The organism is Rhodococcus sp. IEGM 1302 (assembly GCF_030056935.1).
Classification (GTDB): domain Bacteria; phylum Actinomycetota; class Actinomycetes; order Mycobacteriales; family Mycobacteriaceae; genus Rhodococcus_F; species Rhodococcus_F qingshengii.
Map to the genome: position 1 here is coordinate 295,673 of NZ_JASHKY010000004.1, position 23,083 is coordinate 318,755.

Here is a 23,083-nt window from a genome sequence, read left to right on the forward strand (position 1 = left end):
CGGTTACCTCGCCCCTTCTTGGTCGGGATTGGTGACTTCTTGGAGCAGGGTGACGGCATCGATGGGTGATCCGTCTGGCAGCGGGTTGACGGTCGACGCGATGATGGTCTGGTAGCTCCCCATCTCGACGAGTCGCTCGACGAGGTACGCACGTTCGGAGTCGCGCCGCACTTGTTCGAGATCGTCGACGACAAGCAGGGCCGGCTTTTTCGTGTTCGCGACGGCGATACGCAGCAGGATCGCCTCGAGTTCCCCGAGATCGCTGACGTACCGGCCGAGCGCAGGTAACGGATGATCGCCGAAGACGGGAGCGCACACCGCTTCGAGTTCGCGGTCTCCGGCGCGTCCGATGAGCTTGTACCAGGGCGCATCCCAGCGAATTTGTTCGGTGATCAGATCGCGGACGGTGACGGATTCGGCAAGCTCGTCGATGTCCTCGAACCCGGCGACCCCGGCGATCTCGAAGATCTCGCGGGGACGCGTTCGACCGAAGACGGACAGTGAGCCGGAACTGGCTTTCATTCGTCCGCTGAGTGTCAGAAGTAAGGACGTACGTCCTGAACCGGCCGAGCCTTCGAGGATGGTCACACCGCCCGCACGAATCTCGAGATTGACGGGTCCGAACACCGGCCCCCATGGGCCGTCGAGCGCCAAGTCCGTGGCGGTCAATGCCAGGTCGGGGGCGTAATCGGGTTGTGCGTGCTCTGGTGCGACCACGATGATCACCTGTCTGTTGATCTACTCGGCCTGCGAAAGAACCGAGTGCTGGTTCAGTGGACGTTCGTGCTCACCCAATCACATCGGTAGCGGGCGAGCGGTCCCATGAATGGGATGTGTCGGACACGTTCGACAACTTGAAGACCGAACGGTATGTATTCTGTTGGAAACGGAACGGGGGAGTCGAGGTGCCGGTTCGTAGGCGCGGTATGTGCGCGGTGCTGGTCATGGCCACCCTGTCGGTTGTCTCCTGTGCCGGTGAGCGCGAGTCGCCCCCGTTCGTGTCGAGCGAGAGGCTTTTCGAGTTCACCGGTCGCAATGTCGGACCCGTGACCGTTCCGCCCTTGCCTTCCGATCGGCACGAGTCCGAAGCAGCGCCGTACGGAGCCATCACCCTGTCCGGTGGGTGGAGCGGCGCAGCCAATGTCTCGCTCCCCGGATCCGTCACGTGTTTCGAGCACAACTGGGCGGATTCGCTGCCCGCCGGTCACCGCCAGTGGGCCTACGAGGTGCACACCAGTTCCTTTTACGAGTACGACGGCGGCGGCGAGTATCCGGGACGTGATTTCCAGTTGCAGGTCTACGTGAACGAAAAACCGGAACCAGGTCAGCACGGGTCGGCGATCATGAAGTTCTCGGATCAGAGCGGACAGTTCGTGTCCTTCGGGGGCGGTGACGACAAGTCCATCGAAATCGTCAGTTCTCCGGACCGCAGGCGCGTGGCGCTTTCCCTGGTGGGAAGGGCGGCACGGCCCGGCGAACAACCGACGACGTCCGTACTGTCCGCACAGATCAGTTGCCCGACCGTCGAGCGCAGATGACCTCGGATTCCATGGACTGCTGAGCATGAAAATGCCGGCCCCGAAACGTTCTCGGGACCGGCACTTTTCATGAATCAGGAACGAATCAGAATGCTGCTTCGTCGATCTCCATGATGTCGTTCTCGGTGTTCGCGATGATCTCGCGTGAAGCGGTGAGCTCGGGCAGGACGTTCTTGGCGAAGAAGGAAGCGATGGCGACCTTGCCCTCGTAGAAGCCCTTGTCCTTGTCGGAAGCGCCGTTGTCGAGTGCTGCGAGAGCGATCTCGGACTGGCGGAGCAGCTGCCAGCCGATGAGCAGGTCGCCGACGGACATCAGGAAGCGGACGGAGCCGAGGCCGACCTTGTACAGCTCGGTGGGCTGCTCCTGAGCTCCCATGAGGAAGCCGGTGAGCGTGGCGGCCATGGCCTGGACGTCTTCGAGTGCGGTGGCGAGCAGTGCGCGCTCCGCCTTCAGACGACCGTTGCCGGCTTCGCTGTCGATGAAGGTCTTGATCTGTCCGGCAACGTGAGCGAGCGCGACGCCGCGGTCACGAGCGATCTTGCGGAAGAAGAAGTCCTGAGCCTGGATGGCCGTCGTGCCTTCGTACAGCGAGTCGATCTTGGAGTCGCGGATGTACTGCTCGATCGGGTAGTCCTGCAGGAAGCCGGAGCCACCGAGGGTCTGCAGGCTGTCCGTCAGGTACTGGTACGCACGCTCGGAGCCGACGCCCTTGACGATCGGGAGCAGCAGGTCGTTGACGCGGAACGCGGTGTCCTTGTCTGCGCCCGAGACGAGCTGGGCGACAACCTCGTCCTGGTGAGCTGCGGTGTAGAGGTACACCGCGCGCAGGCCTTCGGCGTATGCCTTCTGCATTGCCAGGCTACGACGCACGTCGGGGTGGTGCGTGATGGTCACGCGCGGTGCTGCCTTGTTGGTCATCTGGGTCAGGTCTGCGCCCTGCACGCGCTGCTTGGCGTAATCGAGAGCGTTGAGGTAACCGGTGGAGAGGGTGGCGATTGCCTTGGTGCCGACCATCATTCGAGCGTGCTCGATGACGTCGAACATCTGGGCGATGCCGTTGTGGACCTCGCCGACCAGCCAGCCCTGTGCGGGGATGCCGTGGCCGCCGAAGGTGACCTCACACGTGGCGGAGACCTTCAGGCCCATCTTGTGCTCGACGTTGGTGACGAAGACACCGTTACGCTCGCCGAACTCTTCGGTCTCGAAGTTGAAGTGCGTCTTCGGGACGAAGAACAGGCTCAGGCCCTTGGTGCCCGGTCCGGCGCCTTCGGGGCGAGCGAGAACGAGGTGGAAGATGTTCTCGAACAGGTCGTCCGAGTCGGCCGAGGTGATGAAGCGCTTGACGCCCTCGATGTGCCAGGAGCCGTCGTCCTGCTTGATCGCCTTGGTGCGTCCGGCACCGACGTCGGAGCCGGCGTCGGGCTCGGTGAGGACCATCGTGGCGCCCCATCCTCGTTCGACGATGGTGGCGGCCCACTTCTTCTGCTCTTCGGTGCCGTTGTTGAACAGCACGTCCGCGAAGGCGGGTCCGGCCTGGTACATGTGCGCTGCAGGCTGTGCGCCCAGGATCAGCTCACCGATGGCCCACACGACGGAGCGGGGAACCGGCACACCGCCGACCTCTTCGCTCAATCCCATGCGGTACCACTCGGCATCCCACAGAGCCTTGAACGACTTCTTGAAGGATTCCGGAAGTGCAACGGTGTGCGTCTCGGGATCGAAGACAGGGGGGTTGCGGTCCGCATCGGCGAAAGATTCGCCAAGCGGTCCCTCGGCCAGGCGTGCGACCTCTGCCAGCATGTTGCGGACAGTGTCGGCATCCAGGTCGCCCCAAGCGCCTTCGCTCAGTGGCTTCTCCAGTCCGAGAACCTCGAAGAGGTTGAACTCCAGGTCCCGAACGTTGCTCTTGTAATGGCCCATGTCTTCTGCTTCTCCCAGTGAGGTGGTGCGGTCCAGCACTCCTAGTACCGCCCGAAGTTTATTACTCGTCGGTAACTTAATACATGTTACTAGCCGTTCTTTGCATTGCCAACACCGGATTTGCGTCCGATGACAAGCGCGTCGACCGCGATTCCCGTTTCGGTGTGCCTGTGGGGATTTCCGGCGATCTCGAACTCGAGCTTTCCGCGGAACTCCTGCATCAATTCTTCTGGTGTGTAAAGGATTTCGGGATCTTGCGGCCCGCCGACGCCGTAGTCGATGTTGCTTCGGTCGTGACCCAAAATCATGAGGATTCCGTCAGGTTTCAGAGAATTTATGGCACGGTTCACAACCAGGGTGCGTTGTGGTGCGGGCAGATGAAGGTAAAGAAGCAGGGCCAAGTCGTATCCCTGCCCGTTCCTCGAGGCGTAATCCGCGACGGTGACGTCGCCGCATCGGTAGTCGAGCCGGTCGAGAACCGATCGGGGCGAGCGGGCCGCGATCGTGCGGGCTTTCTCGATCGCGACGGCCGAGTAGTCGATCCCGGTGACCTCCCAACCGCGGGTCGCGAGCCACAACGCGTTACGGCCCTCGCCGCACGCCAGGTCCAGTGCCTGGCCGTGGGGGAGGGCCGTCGCGTATTCCACCAGCAGTTCGTTGGGAGGAGCGCCCCAGACGAGCTCGGTTTCTTCGTACTTCTTGTCCCAGGCCGCCGCATCCATAGATGACGACGGTAGTGCCACTCAGTGGTTACGCACTCCGTCCATCGGGTTCTTGCGTAGAGCGGCGCGCGTCGGGATCGCGATGGAGACAAATCCCAGAACAGCGGTCACCGCGACGATGGAACCGTAGATCGCCGGTGAAATCGCCGGGATCGGCTGCCCGGACACCGCTACGGCAATGCCCATCAGAGGCGGCAGGGCGATCAGTGATCCGACCACGATGGCGATTCCCACCACCATCAACGACTCGATGCGCATCATTGCTCGGACCTGCCTCGTCCGCGAGCCCACCAGTTGAAGGAGCGCGAACTCGCGGGAACGCTCGGCAGTGGCGGCGACCAGGGTGTTCACGACTGCGACTGCGAGATAGCCGAGCAGGACGAGGACGGCGAGGATGCTGACCCACGACTGCATACGACGCTGATCTTCGCCCGCGGCCCCGAACTGGTCCTGGTTCATCGCGGCGATCGAGGGGAACGAGCGCAACGACTGCTGGACTTCGGCCGACCGTCCGGGTTCGGCAGCAACCAGAACGGTGTCGATCAGAGCGTCGGTGGAGTGCTGACGCAAAGTCTCGATCGGCATGGTCACGTCCCCGAATCCGAGGCCGCGACCATATTTTGCGACGACCATGGGATGTACCAGTGTTCCGTCACCCAGATAGAGGTCGACGCGCTGGCCTACCTTGGCTCCGAGGGTGAAGGCGCCGTCTTCGCTCACGGCAACGGTATCGCCGGTCAGAGCGCTGAGGTCGCCCTCGGTCACCGCGAGATCGAGGGTCGCGTCGGCGCTGGCGGCGTCGATGCCCTGGGCCGCGATCGCGCTGTCGGCTGAGCCGCCTTCCTCACCGCTGGGTACCGGGAGGACTTGACTGCGGACCACCGGGTTTGCCGCACTCACTCCGGGCACCGATGCGATCGACTCGAGGAGCGAGGGAGCGATACCGGCTGGTGCGCCGACGATCAGGTCGGCGGTGACGCCCTTGATCGACTGGTTGGTCGCCTCGGCGGCGACGGTGCTCTGGCTGAAGAACTGCACCGAGCCGAGCGCGATTGCGAGAGCCAACGGAACAACCGCCGACGAGAGCCGTCTCGAATTGGATTCGGCGTTGGCGGCAGCGAGAACTTTGGACGCCGACCCACTGCGGCGCAGCGGACCGCCGATCACCTTGATGATGCCGCGCACCAACAAGGGGCCGAGCAGCGCGACCGAGAAGATCAACAACAGTGCGCTCGAACCGGCTCCAGCGGCCGCCACGCTGCCGGGCAGGAAAGCAGGGAGGACGCAGGCGCTGAGGCCGGCGGCGCCGAAGATCAGCCCGGTGACGATGCGTCCGCGGCTCAGTTTCGCCGGGCCGCTTTCGGATTCGCGAAGCGCTTCGACGGGGTCGAGCTTCGCCGGTCGTCGTGCCGCGATCGCCGCTGCCGCGCGGGCAGTGAGTACGCAGATCAGGAAAGCTGCGATCGCCGGAAGCGGGCTGTAGGCCAGCGCGAAATCGGTGGGCATGACCCCGGCGTCGGCGAACTGTGCGCCCAGCACTCGGGCGAGCAGGTATCCGGGCACCGCGCCGAGAGCTGCCGCCGCAGCAGCAACGAGCAGCACTTCACGTCCGATCATGACGTGCACTTGCCGCGTGGTGGCCCCGATTGCCCGCAACAGAGCGAACTCTCGGCGCCTGGCGTTGATCGAGAGCGACAGCGTGCTGGAAACGACGAACATACTGACCATCAACGCGAGACCGGCAAACGACGCGCAGAGCACGATCAACTGCGTCCGCGCAGCACCGGCGTCGAGGAATTCGATGCCTCCGCGTGCAGTGCCGGTCGAGACCTCCGCACCGGTTCCGGCGAGTGCATCGCGGGCGAGAGCGGCAGCATCCACGCCTTCGGGAGCGATCAATCCGACTGCGGTGACAGCGTTCTGGTGCGGCCACAACCGTTCGGCCTCTGCGTCGTCGAGGAAGACGAGTGCCGGACGGTCGGGTGACGGCACCGAAGCCGAATCAGCTGTGCCGACGACGGTGTACTCGTCCGTTACCGCGCCGTGAGCCAGCGTGATTCGCTCGCCGAGCGCGGCGCCCGTGGTCGAGACCACCTCGTCGCGGCTCTGCGGAGCGCGCCCCTCGGTGAGCGAGTACGGCGCCAATTGTGCTGTGTTCCAAGGATGTGCATCGAGTACGACGCCCTCGGCCGTGCTGACCGGGACGGAGATGTCGGGAACCACCGTGACATCGAGTGTGTCGAGCTTGCGGACCGTATCGTCGTCGAGGAGAACTCGCTCGGCAAAAGGCTGATCGGCGTCTTCCTTGACCTCGAGCGCCTGTGGTGCACTCACGACGGCGTCGGCACCGGCGTAGAGATGTGGTGAGACACCGCCCCGCACTCCCGATTCCAGCAGCACACCCAGACCGCAGGTGAGGAGCGCTGCACAGAATACGGAGACGAACACGGCGACGAAACCGGAGCGATGCGCTTTCAGGTGCGCAAAGGTGTGCGCTTTCATCATCACCAGTCCCCGAGGTGCGTCATGCGCTCGGCGATCTGCTGCGGGGTCGGGCGGTCGATGTGCCCGACAAGTTTCCCGTCGGCGAGGAACAGCACACGATCGGCGTACGACGCGGCCACCGGGTCGTGCGTGACCATGACGATGGTCTGATCGAACTCGGCGGCTGTCCGGCGCAACAACTCCAGAACCTGCTTGGCGCTACGGGAGTCGAGGGCGCCGGTCGGTTCGTCGGCAAAGAGTGCGTCGGGGTGAGTGACGAGGGCGCGCGCGATTGCGACGCGTTGCTGCTGACCGCCGGACAGTTCGGAGGGTTTGCGCTTTCGGTGTGATCCGAGTCCGACGGATTCCAGGACGAAGGTCAGGTACTGCTTGTCGGCTCGTCGCCCGGCGAGGAGTAGGGGGAGCGTGACGTTCTGCTCGACGTCGAGAGCGCCGAGCAGGTTGTAGGCCTGGAAGACGAAACCGATGTGATCGCGACGGAAGATGCTGCGGGCCTTCGGCTTCAGTTGTGAAATTTCGGTGTCGCCCAGCCACACCGATCCGCTGCTCGGTCGGTCGAGGCCCGCGGCGCAGTGCAGGAAAGTGCTCTTACCTGATCCGGACGGGCCCATCACTGCGGTGAAGGTGCTGCGCGGCAGAGTGAGGCTGACGTTGTCGAGGGCGGTCACGGCGCCGCGGCCGTTGCCGTAGACCTTGCTGACCCCTTCTAGTCGCACGGCAGATGTTCGAGCTCCCGTGGCACCAGGGGCCGGCGAGGCGAGGACCGAGTGTCGATTCTTCATGGGAAGAACGCTATGGAGATTCGGCATTCGTCGACATCCAGCAGAGTCCCGAATCAATGGTGTAGCCAGCTGTAGTGGATCGTGCGGTGTGGTGCGGCATGCTGGGGCAGTGAAGAAGAGAACCAGGGCTGCGGTGTACGTGCTCGTCGAGGGTGCGGCAGCTGTTGTTTCCCTGTTCTTGCTGATGGTCGGTCTCATTCTGTTGTCGCTCTCGATTCTGATCGTCGGCTGGTTGCTGTTGCCGTCGTACGTGCGAGTGCTCCGGTGGTGGGCCGGCCTGGCTCGCAAACGCACCGCTGCGTACACCGGACGCCCTGTTCTGCAGCGATACCCACCGATGCCCAGCAATCCGACATTCGGGGACTGGAGCCGGTTCCTCACCGATCAGTCGACGAGGCGCGACGCGGCCTGGTTGTCGATTCATGGTCTGGGTGCTTTCGTCGCGGCGATGCTGACCATTGCTCTGCCACTCGGTGCGCTCAATGCGATTGCCGTCCCGCTGTACTGGCAGCAGATGCCCGCGGGCGAACCCGTCAACAACCCGTACCCCGTGACGTCGTGGCTGGGCGCTGCCGGAATGCCGTTGATCGGCATCCTGTACTTCCTGATCGCGTGGTGGTTGATCCCCGCGATGGCGAAATGGATCAGCTGGTCGACCACGACTTTGCTTGCGCCGGATACGCGTTCGGACCTCTCGAAGCGCGTCACCGCCCTGACGGCCAGCCGCGCTGCGGCGCTCGACGCGCATTCGGCCGAACTCAAGCGCATCGAGCGGGATCTGCACGACGGAGCGCAGAACCGTCTGGTCGCGGTGGTGATGATGTTGGGGATGGCCGAGCGGTCGTTGCAGAACAATCCGGACCAGGCTCTGCCACAACTGCATCGGGCCCAGGATGCGGCCACCGAGGCGTTGAGCGAACTCCGGACGTTGGTGCACGACATCTACCCGCCGATCCTCGACGAGTTGGGTCTGGAGGGCGCGATCTCGGCGCTCGCCGGGCGCTCCGCCGTGCCCTGCGTACTCGAGATCGACGAGCTCCGCCGTGCCCCGGCTGCCGTCGAGGCTGCTGCGTACTTCGTCGTCGCCGAGGCCTTGACCAACGTCGCAAAACACAGCGGAGCCCGCAGGGTCACCGTCACGGCACGGACGGAGACGTCGGACGACTCGTCGGGTGAGACGATGCTCATCGACGTGATCGACGACGGTCACGGCGGCGCGAACGAACGCCCGGGCGGCGGCGTGGCGGGTATTCGACGCCGGGTCGAGGCTTTCGAAGGAACCGCAGTATTGGAGAGCCCGGAGGGTGGACCGACAACGATGAGGGTGGAACTACCGTGCGGATTCTGATTGCCGAGGACGACGCTCTCCTGCGAGAGGGGCTGGCCCTGCTGCTCCGTGGAGAGGGCTTCGAGGTGTCTGCCGTCTCCGACGCCGCACAGTTCCTCACGGTGTTCGAGGAGACAACCCCCGACGCCGCGGTGCTCGACGTCCGGATGCCTCCTACTTTCACCAACGAGGGACTTCGAGCGGCGATCGAGGTGCGCAAGCTTCGCCCGGGCTTTCCCGTCCTGGTCCTTTCCGCTTACGTCGAGGATCGCTACGCCGGTGAATTGTTGGCAGGAGGCGCCGGCGGGGTCGGGTACCTGCTCAAGGAACGAGTCGGGAAGGTAGCCGAGTTCGTCGACGCATTGAACCGGGTCGTCGACGGTGGAACCGTGATGGATCCCGAGGTCGTATCCCAACTGATGAGCCGTCGACGCGCCGACGATCCGATCAGATCGCTGACTCCACGCGAGTCCGAAGTTCTCGGACTGATGGCGGAGGGGTTGGGAAATCAGGAAATCGCCAGGAAACTGGTCGTCAGCGACACCGCTGTGAGCAAGCACATAGGAAATATCTTCGCAAAACTCGGCCTGTCGGCTTCCGAAAGCGGGCATCGTCGTGTTTTGGCAGTTCTAGCTCATTTGCGCGCCTGATCATGGATCTGGACTACATACCTGACCGAAGCGTAATGTGAGCCAGCCTCATGTTGTTGCCGTGATCGAACGGTGACCTGAGAGGCAGGGGCTTATGTCCTGTACGTAACGTGTGATGTCGAATGCGCGTCATCACCAGAAACCAACGAGGAGATCGATCAATGGGTAAGCCGATTGCCAGTGTGGCCGGAGGTCGGCAGTCCGTCCTTCTCGGGCTCGGCGTTCACCGCCCGGAGCGAGTCGTGACCAACGACGAGATCTGCGAGCTGATCGATTCCACCGACGAGTGGATCCAGACGCGATCGGGTATCAAGTCGCGCCGGTTCTCCGGCGAAGGTGAAGGCATCCTCGCGATGTCGATCAGCGCGGCCCGTAAAGCACTGGACGTCAGCGGCATTGCTCCCGAGCAGATCGGTGCCGTGATCATCGCGACGTCGACGTGGGACCTGCAGACTCCCCAGGCTGCGTCCATCGTCGCCCACGAGCTCGGCATCAAGGGTCCGGCTGCTTTCGACGTCGCGGCAGGCTGCGCCGGTTTCTGTACCGCTCTTGCAGTGGCCAGCGACCTCGTTCGCGGTGGCACGGTTGATCACGTACTCGTCGTCGGCGTCGAGTTGATGAGCGAGGCCACCGAGCCCACCGATCGCAGCGTGCGCTTCATCTTCGGTGACGGCGCAGGCGCAGTTGTCGTCGGCCCGAGCGACACCGTCGGAATCGGCCCGGTCGAGTGGGGTTCGGACGGCAGCCAGTCCGACGCCATCGTTCAGGAGCCCAGCTGGCTCGACTACACCAAGAACCCGACCGGACCTCGTCCGTGGATCAAGATGGCCGGTACCGCGGTGTTCCGCTGGGCTGCCTTCGAGATGGGCAAGGTCGCCACTCGCACCCTGGAGAAGTCGGGGCTGGGTATCGAGGACATCGACGCTTTTGTGCCGCACCAGGCAAACCAGCGCATCAACGAGGTCATCGCTCGCAGCATGAAGCTGCCCGAGGGCTTCCCCGTCTCCAACGACATCGCCGAGACGGGCAACACGTCCGCGGCCTCGATCCCGCTCGCCATGGAGCAGATGCTGCGCGACGGCCAGTGCAAGCCGGGCGACAAGGCATTGCTTCTCGCCTTCGGTGCGGGTCTGTCCTTCGCCGGTCAGGTTGTCGTCATGCCGCCGTTGGCTGGAGCGGAATCCGCCTGATTGTTCCTTACGGAAGGGCGCCTCGAACCCACGGTTCGGGGCGCCCTTCCGTTTCCGTCCGGATCGTCGAACGTCTGCGATGTGGCACTCTGGCGAGATGGTCGAGAACGTGGGGGAGTCCGAACGGGAGTCCGAACGTAATGGTGTGACGGGCGGCAGCTTGGCGAAGATGGGCGGGCAAGTGGCGCTCGCCAGCACGGTCAGTCGGATCACCGGCTTCGTCCGCACCCTTGCCCTTGCCGCGGTCCTGGGCATCGCCCTGGTCAGTGATGCGTACAACGCGGCCAACAGCTTCCCGAACATGGTCTATCAGCTCCTCCTCGGCGGGATTCTCGCCAGCGTCCTGCTTCCGTATCTGACGCGGCAACGGAGCCGTGGGCGGACGCTCGAACGAGAGCAGACGCAGCGCGTTCTCACCGTCGGAGCGCTGGCTCTTGCGCTCGTGACGGTAGTGGCCGTGGTGTGCGCGCCGCCTCTGGTCTCGGCCGTGATCGATGATCCGGCTCAACGAGAGCTGACGACGCTCTTCGCGTACTTGCTTCTTCCGGAGATCTTCTTCTACGGCGTCACGGCGATGATGACGGCTGTGCTCAGCGTTCGATCGGTATTCGGCGCGCCGGCCTGGGCACCGGTGATCAACAACGTCGTCCTTCTGGTGACGGTCGCGGTCTTCCTGTGTATCCCGGGACCGGTGGCTCTGACTCCCGAGTCGATGACCACCGCGCAGGTTCTGGTGATCGGTATCGGCACTCTGCTCGGGATCGTGGCGCAAACCGCCGTCGTTGCGCGAGCGCTGCACCGCAACGGGTTTCGGTGGCGCCTTCGCGTGCGGGTCGTACCGCACACCTGGCGCCCGGTGCGCGTCGGGGCGCCGTTGCTCGGCTGGGTACTTGTGTACGTCGTTGCCGGCCAGATCGGTGTGTGGGTGACGATGAAGGTCACTCTCTCCCGTCACGTCTACTCGATGTACACGCACGCGGATCTGCTGTTTCAAGTGGCGTACGGCATTCTCGGTGTGTCGTTGTTGACGGTGCTGATGCCGCGGATCGCCAGGTCGGTTGCTGCGGGTGACGACGTCGGCGTCGTATCCGATCTCGGCCGGGGCGCCCGGTATTCTGTGGTGGCGCTGATCCCGGTGACTGTGGCGCTCATGGTGTTCGGTCCCTCGTTGACCACCTTGATCTTCTTCGGCCGGGTCGACGGCAGCAGTGCCCGGTTGATCGGGACGGCCGTTGCGGTCAGTGCATTCGGGCTGGTGCCCTTTGCGATGGTCATGCTTCAGCTGCGAGTGTTCTACGCCGACAACAACACCCGAACTCCCGCGGTGATCGCCCTGGTGATGGTGGTCGCCAAGACTGCGCTCGTCCTTCTTGCGTCACTGTCGGCGAGTGACGAAAGGCTGGTCCTGGCCGTCTGTGCCGCCGGCTCGTTCTCCTACGTGTGTGGAGCGGTACTCGGCCACATCCTTCTTCGAAAGCGATACGGGCTGTTGGGATTCCGTCGCGTGCAGGCCACCGTCGGAAGGATTTCGGCGGCGGCAATTCTGGCAGGTGGTTGTGCGCTCGCTTTGGTGGTGGCGGTTCAGAACCGAGTTCCCGAGCCCAGGCTTGCTGCTGTTATTTCATTGTCGGCGGGTGCGGCCGTCGGTGCCGTCGTCCTGTTGGGTGCATGCAAGGTCGTCGGTGTTCCCGAGATTCGCCGGGCGCGAACCCTACTGCTGTCCTGAGGACAAGAGCGGTACCAGCAGTTCGTCCGGAGTGAGGGCGCCGTGCTGTCCACGGAGGCCGGACAGTCCCGATTCGACAGATCGACGTACGACGGCCACGTCCCCGGACGCAATGGCGATGACGTCACCGATCCGGCCGTGATACTCGGAATGCACTGCAGGCCCGAACAATCCTGCGACTATGCCCTCGGACCTCGTCCCGATCCACATGCGGTCACCCAGTTCGGCGCGCCAGCGGTCCGCAACATCTTGTGCAGCGCCTTCTCGGGTGTGGATGTGACGACATCTAGGTTCACCGGCAAGAGCGAGTACATCTTTGGACAGAATCGGAGTGTTGTCGAAGTCGATCTTGTTCTCGTCCGACACGTCGACCATTCCGTGGTCTGCCGTCACCAGCAATCTCACGTCCGGACCGAGAGCCGCGGCGAGTTGCTCGACCAGTCGATCGACCAGCATCAGTTGGAAGATCCACGGCTCGGACTCGGGTCCGTAGACGTGGCCGAGTGCATCGATCTCGCTGATGTAGCAGTACGTGAACGTGCGGTCGGCAGATTTCGACGCCGCCACGGTGCGAGCGAGGAGGTCTCCGTATGCCTGGATTCCGGCGAACTGGGCACCGCGCATCCCGGCACGGGTGAGGCCGCTGCCGTCGAACTTCGACGGTACGACGGTTGTAACGGTGATGCCGGCTGCGGCGGCGCGATCGAACGTCGTGGCCTGCGGCTGCAGGGTTTCCGGGACGATGGAGTCGGTCTGAGATTCCTTCTTGCCCGCGCTGTGCCAACCCAGCCAGTTGAACACCGAATCGGCTTCTTCGACGTAGGACTGGTAGCCGGTGATGCCGTGCGCTCCCGAAGGCAGACCGGTCCCCAGTGAGACGATGCTGGTGGCCGTCGTCGTGGGGAAGCCTGCCCGTATGGGCGTTCCGACGAGTGAATTCAGGAATGGTGCGTGTTCGGCGTTGCGGGCGAGCAAGTTCGCGCCCATCCCGTCTACCAGCAGAATTACGGTCTTCTTGCTGGGCTGTAGATCGAGACGGTTCGCTTCGCCGCTCACTCCGAGAGAAGCGAGTACCGACGGCGCAAGCGTCGACAGAGTCGGCTGCGAGTACACATCGAGGAGAGGGGCGGGGGCGGGCATCCCATGAGATTAGGCGTTGGACGCAGAAAACTGCATACCTTCTGGGCGAGTGTTCAAATCTGTGCGGTCAAATCCGGACTTTCCAGATGATCAGCGCGCAGAGACCGCGGACCGGTGCGGCCTCCGCGCGGAGATTCATTCCATGATCGTGGAGATCTGGAACTTGGCACCTAGTGGATCGGCCACCGACGCGAGACGACCGAAGGGCGTGTCCTCGGGATCGCGCAAGACGCTGCCGCCGAATTCGACGACCTTGGCGACGGCCGCATCGGTGTCGTCCGCCCCGAAGTACACCTGCCAGAACGACGGCGCCTCTGCCGGGAGGAACGAGCTGGCATCCATCAAACCGGCGACGACGGTGTCGCCCTGCTTGGCCTGTGAGTACCGGAACTCGTCGCTGTCACCGATCGACTCGTAAGTCCAGCCGAACACGTCGGTGTAGAACGGCAGGACCACGGCGTAGTTCTTGGACAAGGTCTCGTGCCAGACCGGCGCTCCGGCCTCGCCGACCAAACCGAAGCCGTGGTGCTGATCTGCCTGCCAGATGCCGACGACGGCACCGGCCGGATCGCCCACGATCGCCATGCTGCCCTGAGGACCGACCTGCATCGACGGCATCATGATCGTTCCGCCCGAGGCTTGGGCCTTGGACGCCGACGCTGCCGCATCAGTCGAGGAGATGTAGGTGGTCCACACGTTGCCGTAGGGGTTTCCCTCCTGCTGGGGTCCGAGCCCGGCGATGGGCTGCCCGTCTTTGCTGAAGATCGCGTAGCCGCCGTACTGCGGGTCGTCGTTTGTGTCAGCCTGCCAGCCGAACACGTTGGTGTAGAAGGATTTGGCAACCTCGGTGTCGGAGCTGGTGAGGTCGATCCAACAGGGTGTTCCGTCGAGCGCTGTGCGTGCGGGCATCTGAAAACTCTCCTTAACCGAAACGGATACACAAGCAGGGGACGCGGAAATGCTTGGCCGAGGAAGGCCTGAATCTCACGCTACGCGCGTACCCCGACACATTCCCAGGGTTCGAGAGCTTTGGGGTATGTGTCCGTTTCGCGTTCCCCGGTGGGCCGGACCTGCCAACGTAGACGACCGCCGAATCGTTCTTGATACTCCGAAGTTGATGGGGCACTTGCTCGATCGGCAAGGGCGTTCCACCGGGGAGTGTTGGTACGTGTCAGCTCCTGATCAGCCCCGTGCGATCGAGCCACGCGAGCGCATGACGGGTGAACTCGTCCGGAATCTCCAATTGTGGGGTGTGGCCGGTGTCGCCGAGAATGATGGTGGTCCAGTGTGGATGTGCAGCAGCGGCTGCCCGTGCGGCCTCGACCGGGACAAGCCGATCGCGATCGCCGTGCATCAGGAGCGTCGGAGTCGTGATCTCTCGCAATGTCTTTCGATAGGAGGCAGGACGGGCGAGGGTCATCAGCAGTGACCGTGCTGCCTGAAGGAATTCGGCATCCTGGGTAGGTTCGTTGCGGCGAATCGCCGTCAAGGCAGCGCCCGCGTCGAGGACCGCGGGGTCGGCTCGCGTCGGATCGGCAAAACACAATCTGGTCATCTGAGCGGCCAACTGCCGGTCTGACATCTTTCGGCGTCCGAAGCCGAGAACCTGCTCACCGACGTACGGCATCGAGTAGAGCGCGAATTGGGCGGCGACGGTCAGATCGGGAAGTTGGACGGGCAGGGGGAGCGCCGGATCCACCAGCACCAGGCCGGCGACTGATTCGGGACTGGCATGGGTCGACATTGCCGAGACCATTCCGCCCATGGAATTGCCGAACAGGACGGCGGGCTCACCCACCACTGTGTCGAGAAAGCGATTCAGAAGTACTGCGTTGGCGTCGACGCCGGTGTGTCGCCCACGGGCAGAGGTGAGTCCGAATCCGGCGAGGTCAAGTGCGTACACGCGCGTGCGCGCCGCCAGCGCCGGTGCGACCCGCACCCAGTTCAGGTGCGAGCCGCCCAGACCGTGAACGAGCACGATGGGCGGCGCTCCGCTGGGACCGCCGAAGTCGATCCAGTGAACGTCACCGCCGAGATCGGTGATGTTGCTTGTCCCGCCCCACGGGTCTGTGAGGGTGCTTCCGTCGGTGAGTTGGGCCGAAACAGCGGATTCCATACCTGCCAGGATGCACCGAGGTGTCGTCGTAGTCACGCACGCGTTCCGGTTCGGGATCCGAATATGTGTCATCGATCACGGATTCTCAAGAAGCTCAGGAAACGGGCAAAACGGAATTTGACTGGTGTTCAGCACTTTTCGAGGCTGTCGCCGCTTTCCGACGGCCGTGGCGCGCGTCCGGCGGAGGTCGGTTCGGGCATACTGAAAACCATGTGGTGGATGGTCGGGCTCATTGTTCTGGCCGCGCTGGTTTTGGCATCCGTTCTGGTCGGTTTCGTTTTCCGCCGCCCGATCGCCGAAGCCAAGTCGGCGGTGCTTGCCTTCGACGACGCCAGCTCTCAGCCCCAGCGCGACTGACCACCGTCGAGCGGAATTGTTGCTCCAGTCAGATACGCGGCATCCGGGCCGACCAGGAAAGCCACCGCGGTTCCGATGTCCGTTTCGCAGTCGCCGATCCTCCGTAGCGGAATCCCGGCAACAAAGGCGGCAGCCTCTTCCGGGCGTGCATCTGCCCACCGCTGCAGCCCCGGCGACGACGCGTGGGGAGCAACCGCGTTGACCCGGATCCCGTCGACGCCCCATTCGCATGCTGCCGCGCGACTGAGGGCTCGGACGGATTCCTTCACGGCCGCGTAGCCGCCGTAGCCGGCAGCGTCCCAGCGGACGGCCACGGAGCTGACCATGTTGATGATTGCCCCGCCGCCGCGCTCCTTCATGAACGGGTAACAGGCTTGCATGGTTCGCAGAGTCGCGACGGGGCCGGACGTCAATCCGTCGGCAAGGCGCTCCGGAGTGAGGTCGAGGACGTTGCCGAGCGGGTTGAGGCTGGCGTTGTTGATCAGAATGTCGACGCCGCCGAACAGTTCCACCGTTCGCGCCACGGCTCCGGTGATGGAATCCGCGTCGGCGATATCCATGAGCACCGGTTCGGCACGGCCTCCGCGTTCGGCGATCTCGTTACATGTGACGACGAGTTTCGACTCAGTGCGGCCCGCGACCGCGACGGAAGCGCCCTCCTTGGCGAGCGCAAACGCAACTCCCTGGCCGACGCCTTGCCCTGCGCCAGTGATCAGGGCCACTTTTCCATCCAACTTGCCCACTGCTGTTCTCCTGCTCGTCATTCAACGGTTCCCGAAGCGTTGTCCGAATCGCGCATTGTTACTCGTGGGTTCCCGCTGGATGAGATGTGAGTTACGTCCCACTCAGCGGCACCGCTTCAAATTTCGGTCGTCTTACGTATATTGTGAGCGCCGTTACATACCGGGCGCGCGGACCGCGTACACATTCCATGATGAGGAGCTAGACATGGCATACACCAGCAGCATTGCAGCCAACGCAACCACCGGACCGCTCACGGACCTGGCCAAGGTTCTCGGCCCGATCGCCGGCATCGTTAGCGGCATCGCAGCCGTCGCCACGATTGCTGCACTCTTCGGTGGCAACAGCGCTTCCTGATCTGCTTCTGCAGTCAGATTTCCTCCGGCTCGCATTCTGAAGATATTGCCTTCGTGGATGCGAGCCGGAGGTTTATCTGCACCTGAATATCTGTGTCTTGCAGGAACATTCAATTCTGTGATACGTCCATTGCTGCCGGCACATCCACACCTTCTTCGTGGACCTGGGGCCCGAAGTTCGGCAGCGGAGTGAAGTCGAGTGCCGCCTCCGAACCGCGGTAATGGCGGAAGTAGAAGAGGGATCGGTCGGGCCGCACCAGGCTGTCCGGTTCGCTTGTCTTCCATCCCCAGTGGACGTCTGCTCGCAAAATCTCCGACAGCCTCAGTATGTTCTTGCAACCATGGCTCTGTAGCCCAAGGCATTTCAATTCCTCGACGTCTCGCAATTGCCCGTCGCGCGTCCACCTGGATTCGTAGACCAGAGCATCGAGAACGACGCGGTGCGAACCCGCTTGAGTAACGCCGGCAAGTAGAACCTCCCAGTCCAATCCTGGTGCGTGTTGGAGGTATTCGTCGGCGTCGATGAATGCTGCCCATGCGACGGTGTCGCGGTACCGGCTCACGTAATCGACGTACGCCTCTACCTGTCCGTGCACGATCCGACCGTCCGCGTCGCGCGGTTGCCAGTCGACGATCGTCACCGGAAGGTCGTGCAGTTCTTTGCGGAATGCGACCTGAACTTCACTGTCCGACATCGATCGGGTGAAGGCGCCGTAAGAGTTGCCTCTCTTGTCCTCGCTGCGGCCGTGCCAACGGTTTAGACTGAATGCGCTTGTCTTGCGGGTGGACCCGACGGAACCGGTGTTGTCGTAGAGAACAACCTCCCAGCCTTGCTCGATGTGGTGCAGGCACCAGTCCCTGATGAAGGGGAGATGTTCGCGGGGGAGCAGGACCGCAACCACGGCGCGGCGCCCGGCGTCAGAGCTGTTCGGATGATTCTTCGGATCCGTGATCACCCGACACACGATAGTGCTCTGCGTGGATGCGAGTTACTCAATGCTGCTCGTGGGAACGGTTGATCGTAGAACGTTGACACATTTGGCAATTTGTCTCATAGTCGAGTCATGACAACTTCTGTGTCACATTCGCCACGGTTTGTACCTTCCACCGGGGAGTCCTGGCGTTCGCCCTGGGCCATGTACGACGCATTGCGCGAGAACGACCCGGTGCACAACGTTGTGCCGGAAGCTGCGCCGCAGGACGACTACTGGGTGCTCACCCGTCACGAAGACGTCTACAACGCCGCTCGCGACTACGAGACGTATTCGTCGGCAAAGGGATTGACCACTGTCTACGGTGAACTCGAACAGATCGGGATGCAGGACAATCCGCCGTTCGTGATGCAGGATCCGCCAGTGCAGTCGGAGTTCCGGCGCATGGTGTCGAAGGGTTTCACTCCGCGTCAGGTATCGGCGGTCGAGCCGATGGTTCGCGAATTTGTCGTCGAACGTATCGAGGCGCTGAAAGCGCGTGGCAGCGGCGATATCGTCGTCGAGCTCTTCAAACCGTTGCCGTCTATGGTTGTCGCACACTATCTGGGTGTGCCGGAATCGGACCGTGACCAGTTCGACGGCTGGACCGAAGCCATTGTCGCTGCCAATTCGGCAGGTGGTGTGGCCGCGTCAGCGACGACGGCGCAGGCCGCCACCGGTGAGCTGATGATGTACTTCGCTTCGCTGATCGAACGCCGCAAGGTCGAACCGGATGACGACACGATTTCGCACCTACTCGCCGCTGGACTCGGTGAAGACGGCGACATGTCCGGCCTGCTGTCGATTCTGGGCTTCGCCTTCACCATGGTGGCCGGGGGAAACGACACCACGACAGGAATGCTGGGTGGTTCGGTGGCGATGCTGACCGAACGCCTCGACCAGCGTCAGATCCTGCTGGACGATCCCGCATTGATCACCGACGCGGTCGACGAGTTGCTTCGACTCACCTCGCCGGTCCAAGGACTGGCACGCACCACGACGCGAGATGTGGCCTTGGGTGGCAAAGTGATTCCGGCAGGACGTAAGGTTCTGCTGATGTACGGTGCGGCCAATCGTGATCCCGAGAAGTACGGACCCGACGCGGCGGAGTTGGACGTCTTGCGTCGACCGCAGAAGATCCTCACCTTCAGCCATGGCGCCCACCATTGTCTGGGCGCGTCGGCAGCTCGAATGCAGGCGCGAGTTGCTTTGGAAGAGTTGCTTTCCCGGATTCCCGACTTCCATGTCGACATCGACGCGATGCAATACGCGCCGGGCAACTACGTGCGCCGTCCGCTCTCGGCTCCGATGTCGGTGACTCGGCCATGAGCAACGACTGGCTCGGCGAGGGGCGCGCCTTGGCGGCAGCCGAGAAGATCCTCGACAGTGCGGCACAATTGTTCGTCGAGAAAGGCGTCAACGCGGTCGGTATGGCGGAGATAGCCTCTGCTGCAGGATGTTCCCGAGCCACCTTGTATCGGTACTTCGAGAATCGGCAGGCTCTTCACATTGCGTTCGTTCACCGCGAAGCTCGCAGGCTGGGAACTGCGATCGCGGAATCGGTAGCGACCATCGACGATCCGAGTGAGCGTCTGGAGACGGCCATACTCACCGCAGTCTCCGCGGTGCGTAGCACTCCGACGTTGGCTGCATGGTTCGCCCCGGGCGATGCGAGTCTTGCCGGTGAACTCGCCAATTCGTCCGACGTCATCAACGGACTTGGTGTCGCGATGTTCGGTGAACTCGGAGCAGGCACAGCGTCGCGGGCACGCTGGATCGTGCGGGTGATCCTCTCGCTGCTCATGGTGCCGGGGGCGGACGAGAACGACGAGCGGACGTTGGTGCGTGAGTTCGTCGTTGCGCTGTTGATTGCTGGACGGGCCACCTGATCATCCCTTCCGGGTGATGCGCGAGGGCTGCGTGGGAATCGAGGATGAACCGATATCCCGACACAGGTCACCGCGAGTTCCCGAGGAGCGTAAGAGAAGATGACTACACCGTCCGAACTCGACCCCAAGCCCGCCACCGAAGCGACTCGCCTGGCAAATGCCCAGGTTCTCCGTGACCTTCCTTTCGACGACACCTTCGACTTCGAACTGATTTCTCGAGGTCTCGTGGCACCGCTCATCGATGGCGGACTGGTCAAAGGTGACAAAGGGCAGTTCATCTTCTCGTACGACGCCTACGGGTTCGCCGACGGCGATGCACCGGATACCGTCAACCCGAGTCTGTGGCGCCAAGCCACTTTGATGGGAAAGGGCGGTGGACTGTTCAAGCTGGCTGATCGTCTGTACCAGGTGATCGGCCAGGACTTGTCCAACACGACGATCATCGAGGGCGACACCGGGTTGATCATCGGTGACACTCTGATGTCCGCGGAAACAGCCGCTCTCGCGCTGGAGTTGTACTACCAGCACCGCCCGAAGGTTCCGGTCAAGGCAATCATCTTCACGCACTCCCACGGCGATCACTTCGGCGGTGTCAAAGGATTTGTCACCGACGAAGAGATCGAGTCCGGTGCCGTAAAGGTCTACGCACCAGACAGTTTCACGGAGGAAGCGATTTCCGAGAACGTACTTGCCGGCACGGCGATGACACGTCGCGGAATGTACATGTACGGATCGTTCCTGCGTCCGGGGCCACAAGGGCAGGTATCCGGTGGTCTCGGCCTGTCCACTTCGCACGGCACTTCGACGTTCGCCGTGCCTACCGACGTCATCACCGAACCGGTGCGCGAAGAGGTCATCGACGGTGTGCGCGTGACGTTCATGCTCGCGCCGGGAACCGAAGCGCCGTCCGAAATGCTCTTCTATTTACCAGATTTCAAGGCGCTCGGGTCAGCTGAGGACGTCACGCACACGATGCACAATCTATACACGTTGCGCGGCGCCAAGACTCGCGACGCCAAAGCGTGGTCGCACTACGTGCGTCTGGCAATGGAACTGTTCCCCGACGTCGAAATCATCTTTGCGCAGCATCATTGGCCCACGTGGGGCAACGACAAGATCTTGAAGCTGATGTCGGATCAGGCAGATCTGTACAAGTATCTGCACGATCAGACGTTGCGCCTTGCCAACAAGGGACTGACACCGGTAGAGATTGCCGACCAGATCGAGGTACCCGACGCGATCGGAAAGCAGTGGTACAACCGTGGGTACTACGGCTCGCTCAGTCACAACGTCAAAGCGATCTACACCTTCTATCTCGGTTGGTTCGACGGCGTTCCCGCTCACCTCAATCCCCATCCGCCGGTGGAGAACGGCAAGCGCTACGTCGAAGCCGTCGGCGGACCGGACGCACTTTTGACCAAGGGCAAGCAGGCGTTCGACGACGGCGACTACCGCTGGGCGGCCGAGCTGGTGAACCATCTGGTGTTCGCCGATCCGAGCAATCAGAAAGCGCGAGAGTTGTTGGCGAACACGTACGAACAACTCGGCTACCAAGCCGAGAACGGTACGTGGCGCAACTTCTACCTGGTCGGAGCGATGGAATTGCGGCATCCGCTGGCGCCGATGCCGTCCAACAACCCCACTGGCCCGGCCGTGGTCGCAGTGATGCCGCTCGAGCAGATGCTGGACTTCTGGGCAGTTCGCCTCGACGGTCCCAAAGCAGCCGATGTAGACCTGTCGTTGCGATTCGTGTTGTCGGACACCGCGGACAACGTCCTGGTCACAGTGCGCAACGGCGTGCTGAACTACGACATGGACAAGGCAGATGCTTCGGCCGCCCTGACTCTGACCTTGACCCGTGCCGTGTTCAACGAGGTGTATCTGGGAACGACCTCGCTCACCGAATCCATCAAGGCCGGAACGGCAAAAGCTGTGGGAGATCAGTCCGAACTGGAGACGTTCATCTCGCTGCTGGAGGACTTCGATCTGTGGTTCGATATCGTCACGCCGTGACTGGTCGACTCCATGATGTGGCCCGGGCGGGGGATCATTCGAAACGAGAAGGATCTCCCGCGCCGACCCGCACGATTTCGGGAACACCGGACGAATAGTCGACGACTGTGGTGGGTTCGGTTCCGCAGTCACCCGAGTCGATGACGGCGTCGAGTTGGTGGTCGAGTTCTTCCTTGATCTGCCAGCCGTCCGTCATCGGCTCCTCGGCGCCGGGCAGGAGAAGGGTGCTGGAGAGGATGGGTTCACCCAACTCTTGCAAGAGTGCCCGCACTACCGGGTGGCTGGGGATACGCACTCCGACGGTCTTCTTCTTGGCGTGTGCCAGCCGACGCGGAACTTCCTTCGTGGCGGGAAGGATGAACGTGTACTGCCCAGGCGTAGCCGCTTTCACCGCGCGGAACGCCGAGTTGGTGACGTGGACGAAGTGCCCGAGCTGCGCGAAATCGGCACAGACCAGCGTGAAGTGATGGTCCGAACGCAGATGACGGATCTCGCGGATCCGATCGGTGCCCGAGTGATTGTCCATTCGGGCGCCCAGGGCGTAGCAGGAGTCGGTGGGGTAGGCGATGACCGCGTCGTTGCGCAGCATTTCGACGATCTGGCTGATCGCGCGCGGCTGCGGGTTTTCCGGGTGAACGTCGAAGTATCGGGCCATCAACTCAGCTTAGTTCAGCTTGCAGATCACGAATGCCGTTCACCGTTGAGACTGTGGTCGGCGAGCAAACCCGTCAGCTCTTCGGCGTAGGCGAGTTGCTTACGTAAGTGTGTGCAGCTTTCTTCCGCCCGGGTGTGGCAGTCGGTGACGAATTCGGTTGCAGCGGTGCGCGTTGACGCGTCCGAAGCTTCGTCGCCGAGCACTGCCAGAGAATCGAGAAGTTGTTTCATTTCTTCGAGACTGAATCCGAGCGGCTTCATTCGTCGGATTACCAGTAGCCGTTGGACATCGGCCTCGGTATAGAGGCGGAATCCTCCGGCGCTCCGCTCGGACGGAGTAACCAGACCGACCTCGTCGTAATGACGAATCGTCTTGATCGACAGTTCGGTGCGTTCGGCAACCTGTCCGATCTGCATGTTCGGCCCTTGGCCCGCATGTTCCGGCTCAGACATCACTCCCACTTTCCTCGCGCTGGGCCTCCATA

At 62.8% G+C, this 23,083-nt stretch carries 22 protein-coding genes; 10 read left to right on the top strand and 12 right to left on the bottom strand.

What is annotated here, in order from left to right; genetic code table 11:
* Positions 1 to 3 precede the first annotated feature (3 nt).
* Positions 4 to 726, bottom strand: a complete 723-nt coding sequence (locus tag QM609_RS10465) for an ATP-binding cassette domain-containing protein (protein ID WP_007734574.1) — start codon at positions 724 to 726, stop codon at positions 4 to 6.
* Between the two features lie 179 nt (positions 727 to 905).
* Between QM609_RS10465 and QM609_RS10470 the strand changes: the two genes are divergently transcribed.
* On the top strand, positions 906 to 1,538 hold the full coding sequence (locus QM609_RS10470; RefSeq protein WP_228232471.1) for a hypothetical protein: 633 nt from the start codon (positions 906 to 908) through the stop codon (positions 1,536 to 1,538).
* A gap of 85 nt (positions 1,539 to 1,623) precedes the next feature.
* Here QM609_RS10470 and QM609_RS10475 read toward each other — a convergent pair whose 3' ends face one another.
* The 4 genes from QM609_RS10475 to QM609_RS10490 all read right to left on the bottom strand — a co-directional run bounded on the left by QM609_RS10475 (position 1,624) and on the right by QM609_RS10490 (position 7,468).
* A complete protein-coding gene (locus QM609_RS10475; protein WP_007734578.1) occupies positions 1,624 to 3,459 on the bottom strand; it encodes an acyl-CoA dehydrogenase in 1,836 nt (611 codons plus the stop codon).
* Between the two features lie 89 nt (positions 3,460 to 3,548).
* The gene (locus tag QM609_RS10480) at positions 3,549 to 4,181 is read right to left on the bottom strand and encodes a class I SAM-dependent methyltransferase (RefSeq protein WP_007734580.1); all 633 of its coding nucleotides are present in this window, start codon (positions 4,179 to 4,181) and stop codon (positions 3,549 to 3,551) included.
* A gap of 21 nt (positions 4,182 to 4,202) precedes the next feature.
* Complete coding sequence (locus QM609_RS10485; protein WP_076948600.1) at positions 4,203 to 6,686, bottom strand: FtsX-like permease family protein; 2,484 nt, start codon at positions 6,684 to 6,686, stop codon at positions 4,203 to 4,205.
* Positions 6,686 to 7,468: an ABC transporter ATP-binding protein gene (locus QM609_RS10490; protein ID WP_042452563.1), complete on the bottom strand. Its 783-nt coding sequence runs from the start codon at positions 7,466 to 7,468 to the stop codon at positions 6,686 to 6,688. The genes QM609_RS10485 and QM609_RS10490 overlap by 1 nt, the downstream gene beginning before the upstream one ends.
* 109 nt (positions 7,469 to 7,577) lie before the next feature.
* On the opposite strand from QM609_RS10490, the gene QM609_RS10495 reads away from it, so the two are divergent.
* The 4 genes from QM609_RS10495 (at position 7,578) to murJ (ending at position 12,361) form a co-directional block, all read left to right on the top strand.
* The gene (locus tag QM609_RS10495) at positions 7,578 to 8,816 is read left to right on the top strand and encodes a sensor histidine kinase (protein ID WP_179090776.1); all 1,239 of its coding nucleotides are present in this window, start codon (positions 7,578 to 7,580) and stop codon (positions 8,814 to 8,816) included.
* Entirely contained in the window at positions 8,804 to 9,445 is a 642-nt protein-coding gene (locus QM609_RS10500) for a response regulator transcription factor (RefSeq protein WP_042452561.1), read from the top strand. The genes QM609_RS10495 and QM609_RS10500 overlap by 13 nt, the downstream gene beginning before the upstream one ends.
* Before the next feature lie 161 nt (positions 9,446 to 9,606).
* Positions 9,607 to 10,635, top strand: a complete 1,029-nt coding sequence (locus tag QM609_RS10505; protein ID WP_003945837.1) for a beta-ketoacyl-ACP synthase III — start codon at positions 9,607 to 9,609, stop codon at positions 10,633 to 10,635.
* A 97-nt stretch (positions 10,636 to 10,732) separates the two neighbouring features.
* Positions 10,733 to 12,361 carry a murein biosynthesis integral membrane protein MurJ gene (gene murJ / locus QM609_RS10510; protein ID WP_228232473.1) on the top strand — a complete coding sequence of 543 codons (1,629 nt, stop codon included), beginning with the start codon at positions 10,733 to 10,735 and terminating at the stop codon, positions 12,359 to 12,361.
* Here murJ and QM609_RS10515 read toward each other — a convergent pair.
* From QM609_RS10515 to QM609_RS10525, 3 genes are all read right to left on the bottom strand, one after another.
* Complete coding sequence (locus QM609_RS10515; RefSeq protein WP_007734589.1) at positions 12,347 to 13,501, bottom strand: alkaline phosphatase family protein; 1,155 nt, start codon at positions 13,499 to 13,501, stop codon at positions 12,347 to 12,349. The two genes, murJ and QM609_RS10515, sit on opposite strands and share 15 nt — an antisense overlap.
* Before the next feature lie 135 nt (positions 13,502 to 13,636).
* Positions 13,637 to 14,410, bottom strand: coding sequence for a VOC family protein (locus tag QM609_RS10520; RefSeq protein ID WP_076948601.1), 774 nt, complete (start codon positions 14,408 to 14,410; stop codon positions 13,637 to 13,639).
* Positions 14,411 to 14,672: 262 nt separating this feature from the next.
* Positions 14,673 to 15,617 (bottom strand): alpha/beta fold hydrolase, encoded by a 945-nt coding sequence (locus QM609_RS10525; protein ID WP_076948602.1) that lies wholly within the window; start codon positions 15,615 to 15,617, stop codon positions 14,673 to 14,675.
* 219 nt (positions 15,618 to 15,836) lie between these two features.
* On the opposite strand from QM609_RS10525, the gene QM609_RS10530 reads away from it, so the two are divergent.
* Entirely contained in the window at positions 15,837 to 15,974 is a 138-nt protein-coding gene (locus tag QM609_RS10530; RefSeq protein ID WP_003945592.1) for a hypothetical protein, read from the top strand.
* Here QM609_RS10530 and QM609_RS10535 read toward each other — a convergent pair.
* Entirely contained in the window at positions 15,956 to 16,717 is a 762-nt protein-coding gene (locus QM609_RS10535) for an SDR family NAD(P)-dependent oxidoreductase (RefSeq protein ID WP_042452547.1), read from the bottom strand. The two genes, QM609_RS10530 and QM609_RS10535, sit on opposite strands and share 19 nt — an antisense overlap.
* 205 nt (positions 16,718 to 16,922) lie before the next feature.
* Between QM609_RS10535 and QM609_RS10540 the strand changes: the two genes are divergently transcribed.
* Complete coding sequence (locus QM609_RS10540) at positions 16,923 to 17,072, top strand: hypothetical protein (protein WP_021343080.1); 150 nt, start codon at positions 16,923 to 16,925, stop codon at positions 17,070 to 17,072.
* 109 nt (positions 17,073 to 17,181) lie between these two features.
* Here the strand turns inward: QM609_RS10540 and QM609_RS10545 are convergent, their stop codons facing one another.
* A complete protein-coding gene (locus QM609_RS10545) occupies positions 17,182 to 18,027 on the bottom strand; it encodes a glycosyltransferase family protein (protein WP_064074106.1) in 846 nt (281 codons plus the stop codon).
* Between the two features lie 108 nt (positions 18,028 to 18,135).
* Between QM609_RS10545 and QM609_RS10550 the strand changes: the two genes are divergently transcribed.
* The 3 genes from QM609_RS10550 to QM609_RS10560 all read left to right on the top strand — a co-directional run bounded on the left by QM609_RS10550 (position 18,136) and on the right by QM609_RS10560 (position 21,944).
* The gene (locus QM609_RS10550) at positions 18,136 to 19,371 is read left to right on the top strand and encodes a cytochrome P450 (RefSeq protein WP_076948603.1); all 1,236 of its coding nucleotides are present in this window, start codon (positions 18,136 to 18,138) and stop codon (positions 19,369 to 19,371) included.
* Entirely contained in the window at positions 19,368 to 19,931 is a 564-nt protein-coding gene (locus QM609_RS10555; RefSeq protein WP_076948604.1) for a TetR/AcrR family transcriptional regulator, read from the top strand. The genes QM609_RS10550 and QM609_RS10555 overlap by 4 nt, the downstream gene beginning before the upstream one ends.
* Before the next feature lie 99 nt (positions 19,932 to 20,030).
* A complete protein-coding gene (locus tag QM609_RS10560; RefSeq protein ID WP_076948605.1) occupies positions 20,031 to 21,944 on the top strand; it encodes an alkyl/aryl-sulfatase in 1,914 nt (637 codons plus the stop codon).
* 34 nt (positions 21,945 to 21,978) lie between these two features.
* On the opposite strand, the gene QM609_RS10565 is transcribed toward QM609_RS10560, so the two are convergent.
* Together QM609_RS10565 and QM609_RS10570 are read right to left on the bottom strand one after the other, a co-directional pair.
* The gene (locus QM609_RS10565; RefSeq protein WP_003945756.1) at positions 21,979 to 22,599 is read right to left on the bottom strand and encodes an L-threonylcarbamoyladenylate synthase; all 621 of its coding nucleotides are present in this window, start codon (positions 22,597 to 22,599) and stop codon (positions 21,979 to 21,981) included.
* 26 nt (positions 22,600 to 22,625) lie between these two features.
* Positions 22,626 to 23,051, bottom strand: coding sequence for a MerR family transcriptional regulator (locus QM609_RS10570; protein ID WP_007734605.1), 426 nt, complete (start codon positions 23,049 to 23,051; stop codon positions 22,626 to 22,628).
* Between the last annotated feature and the right edge of the window lie 32 nt (positions 23,052 to 23,083).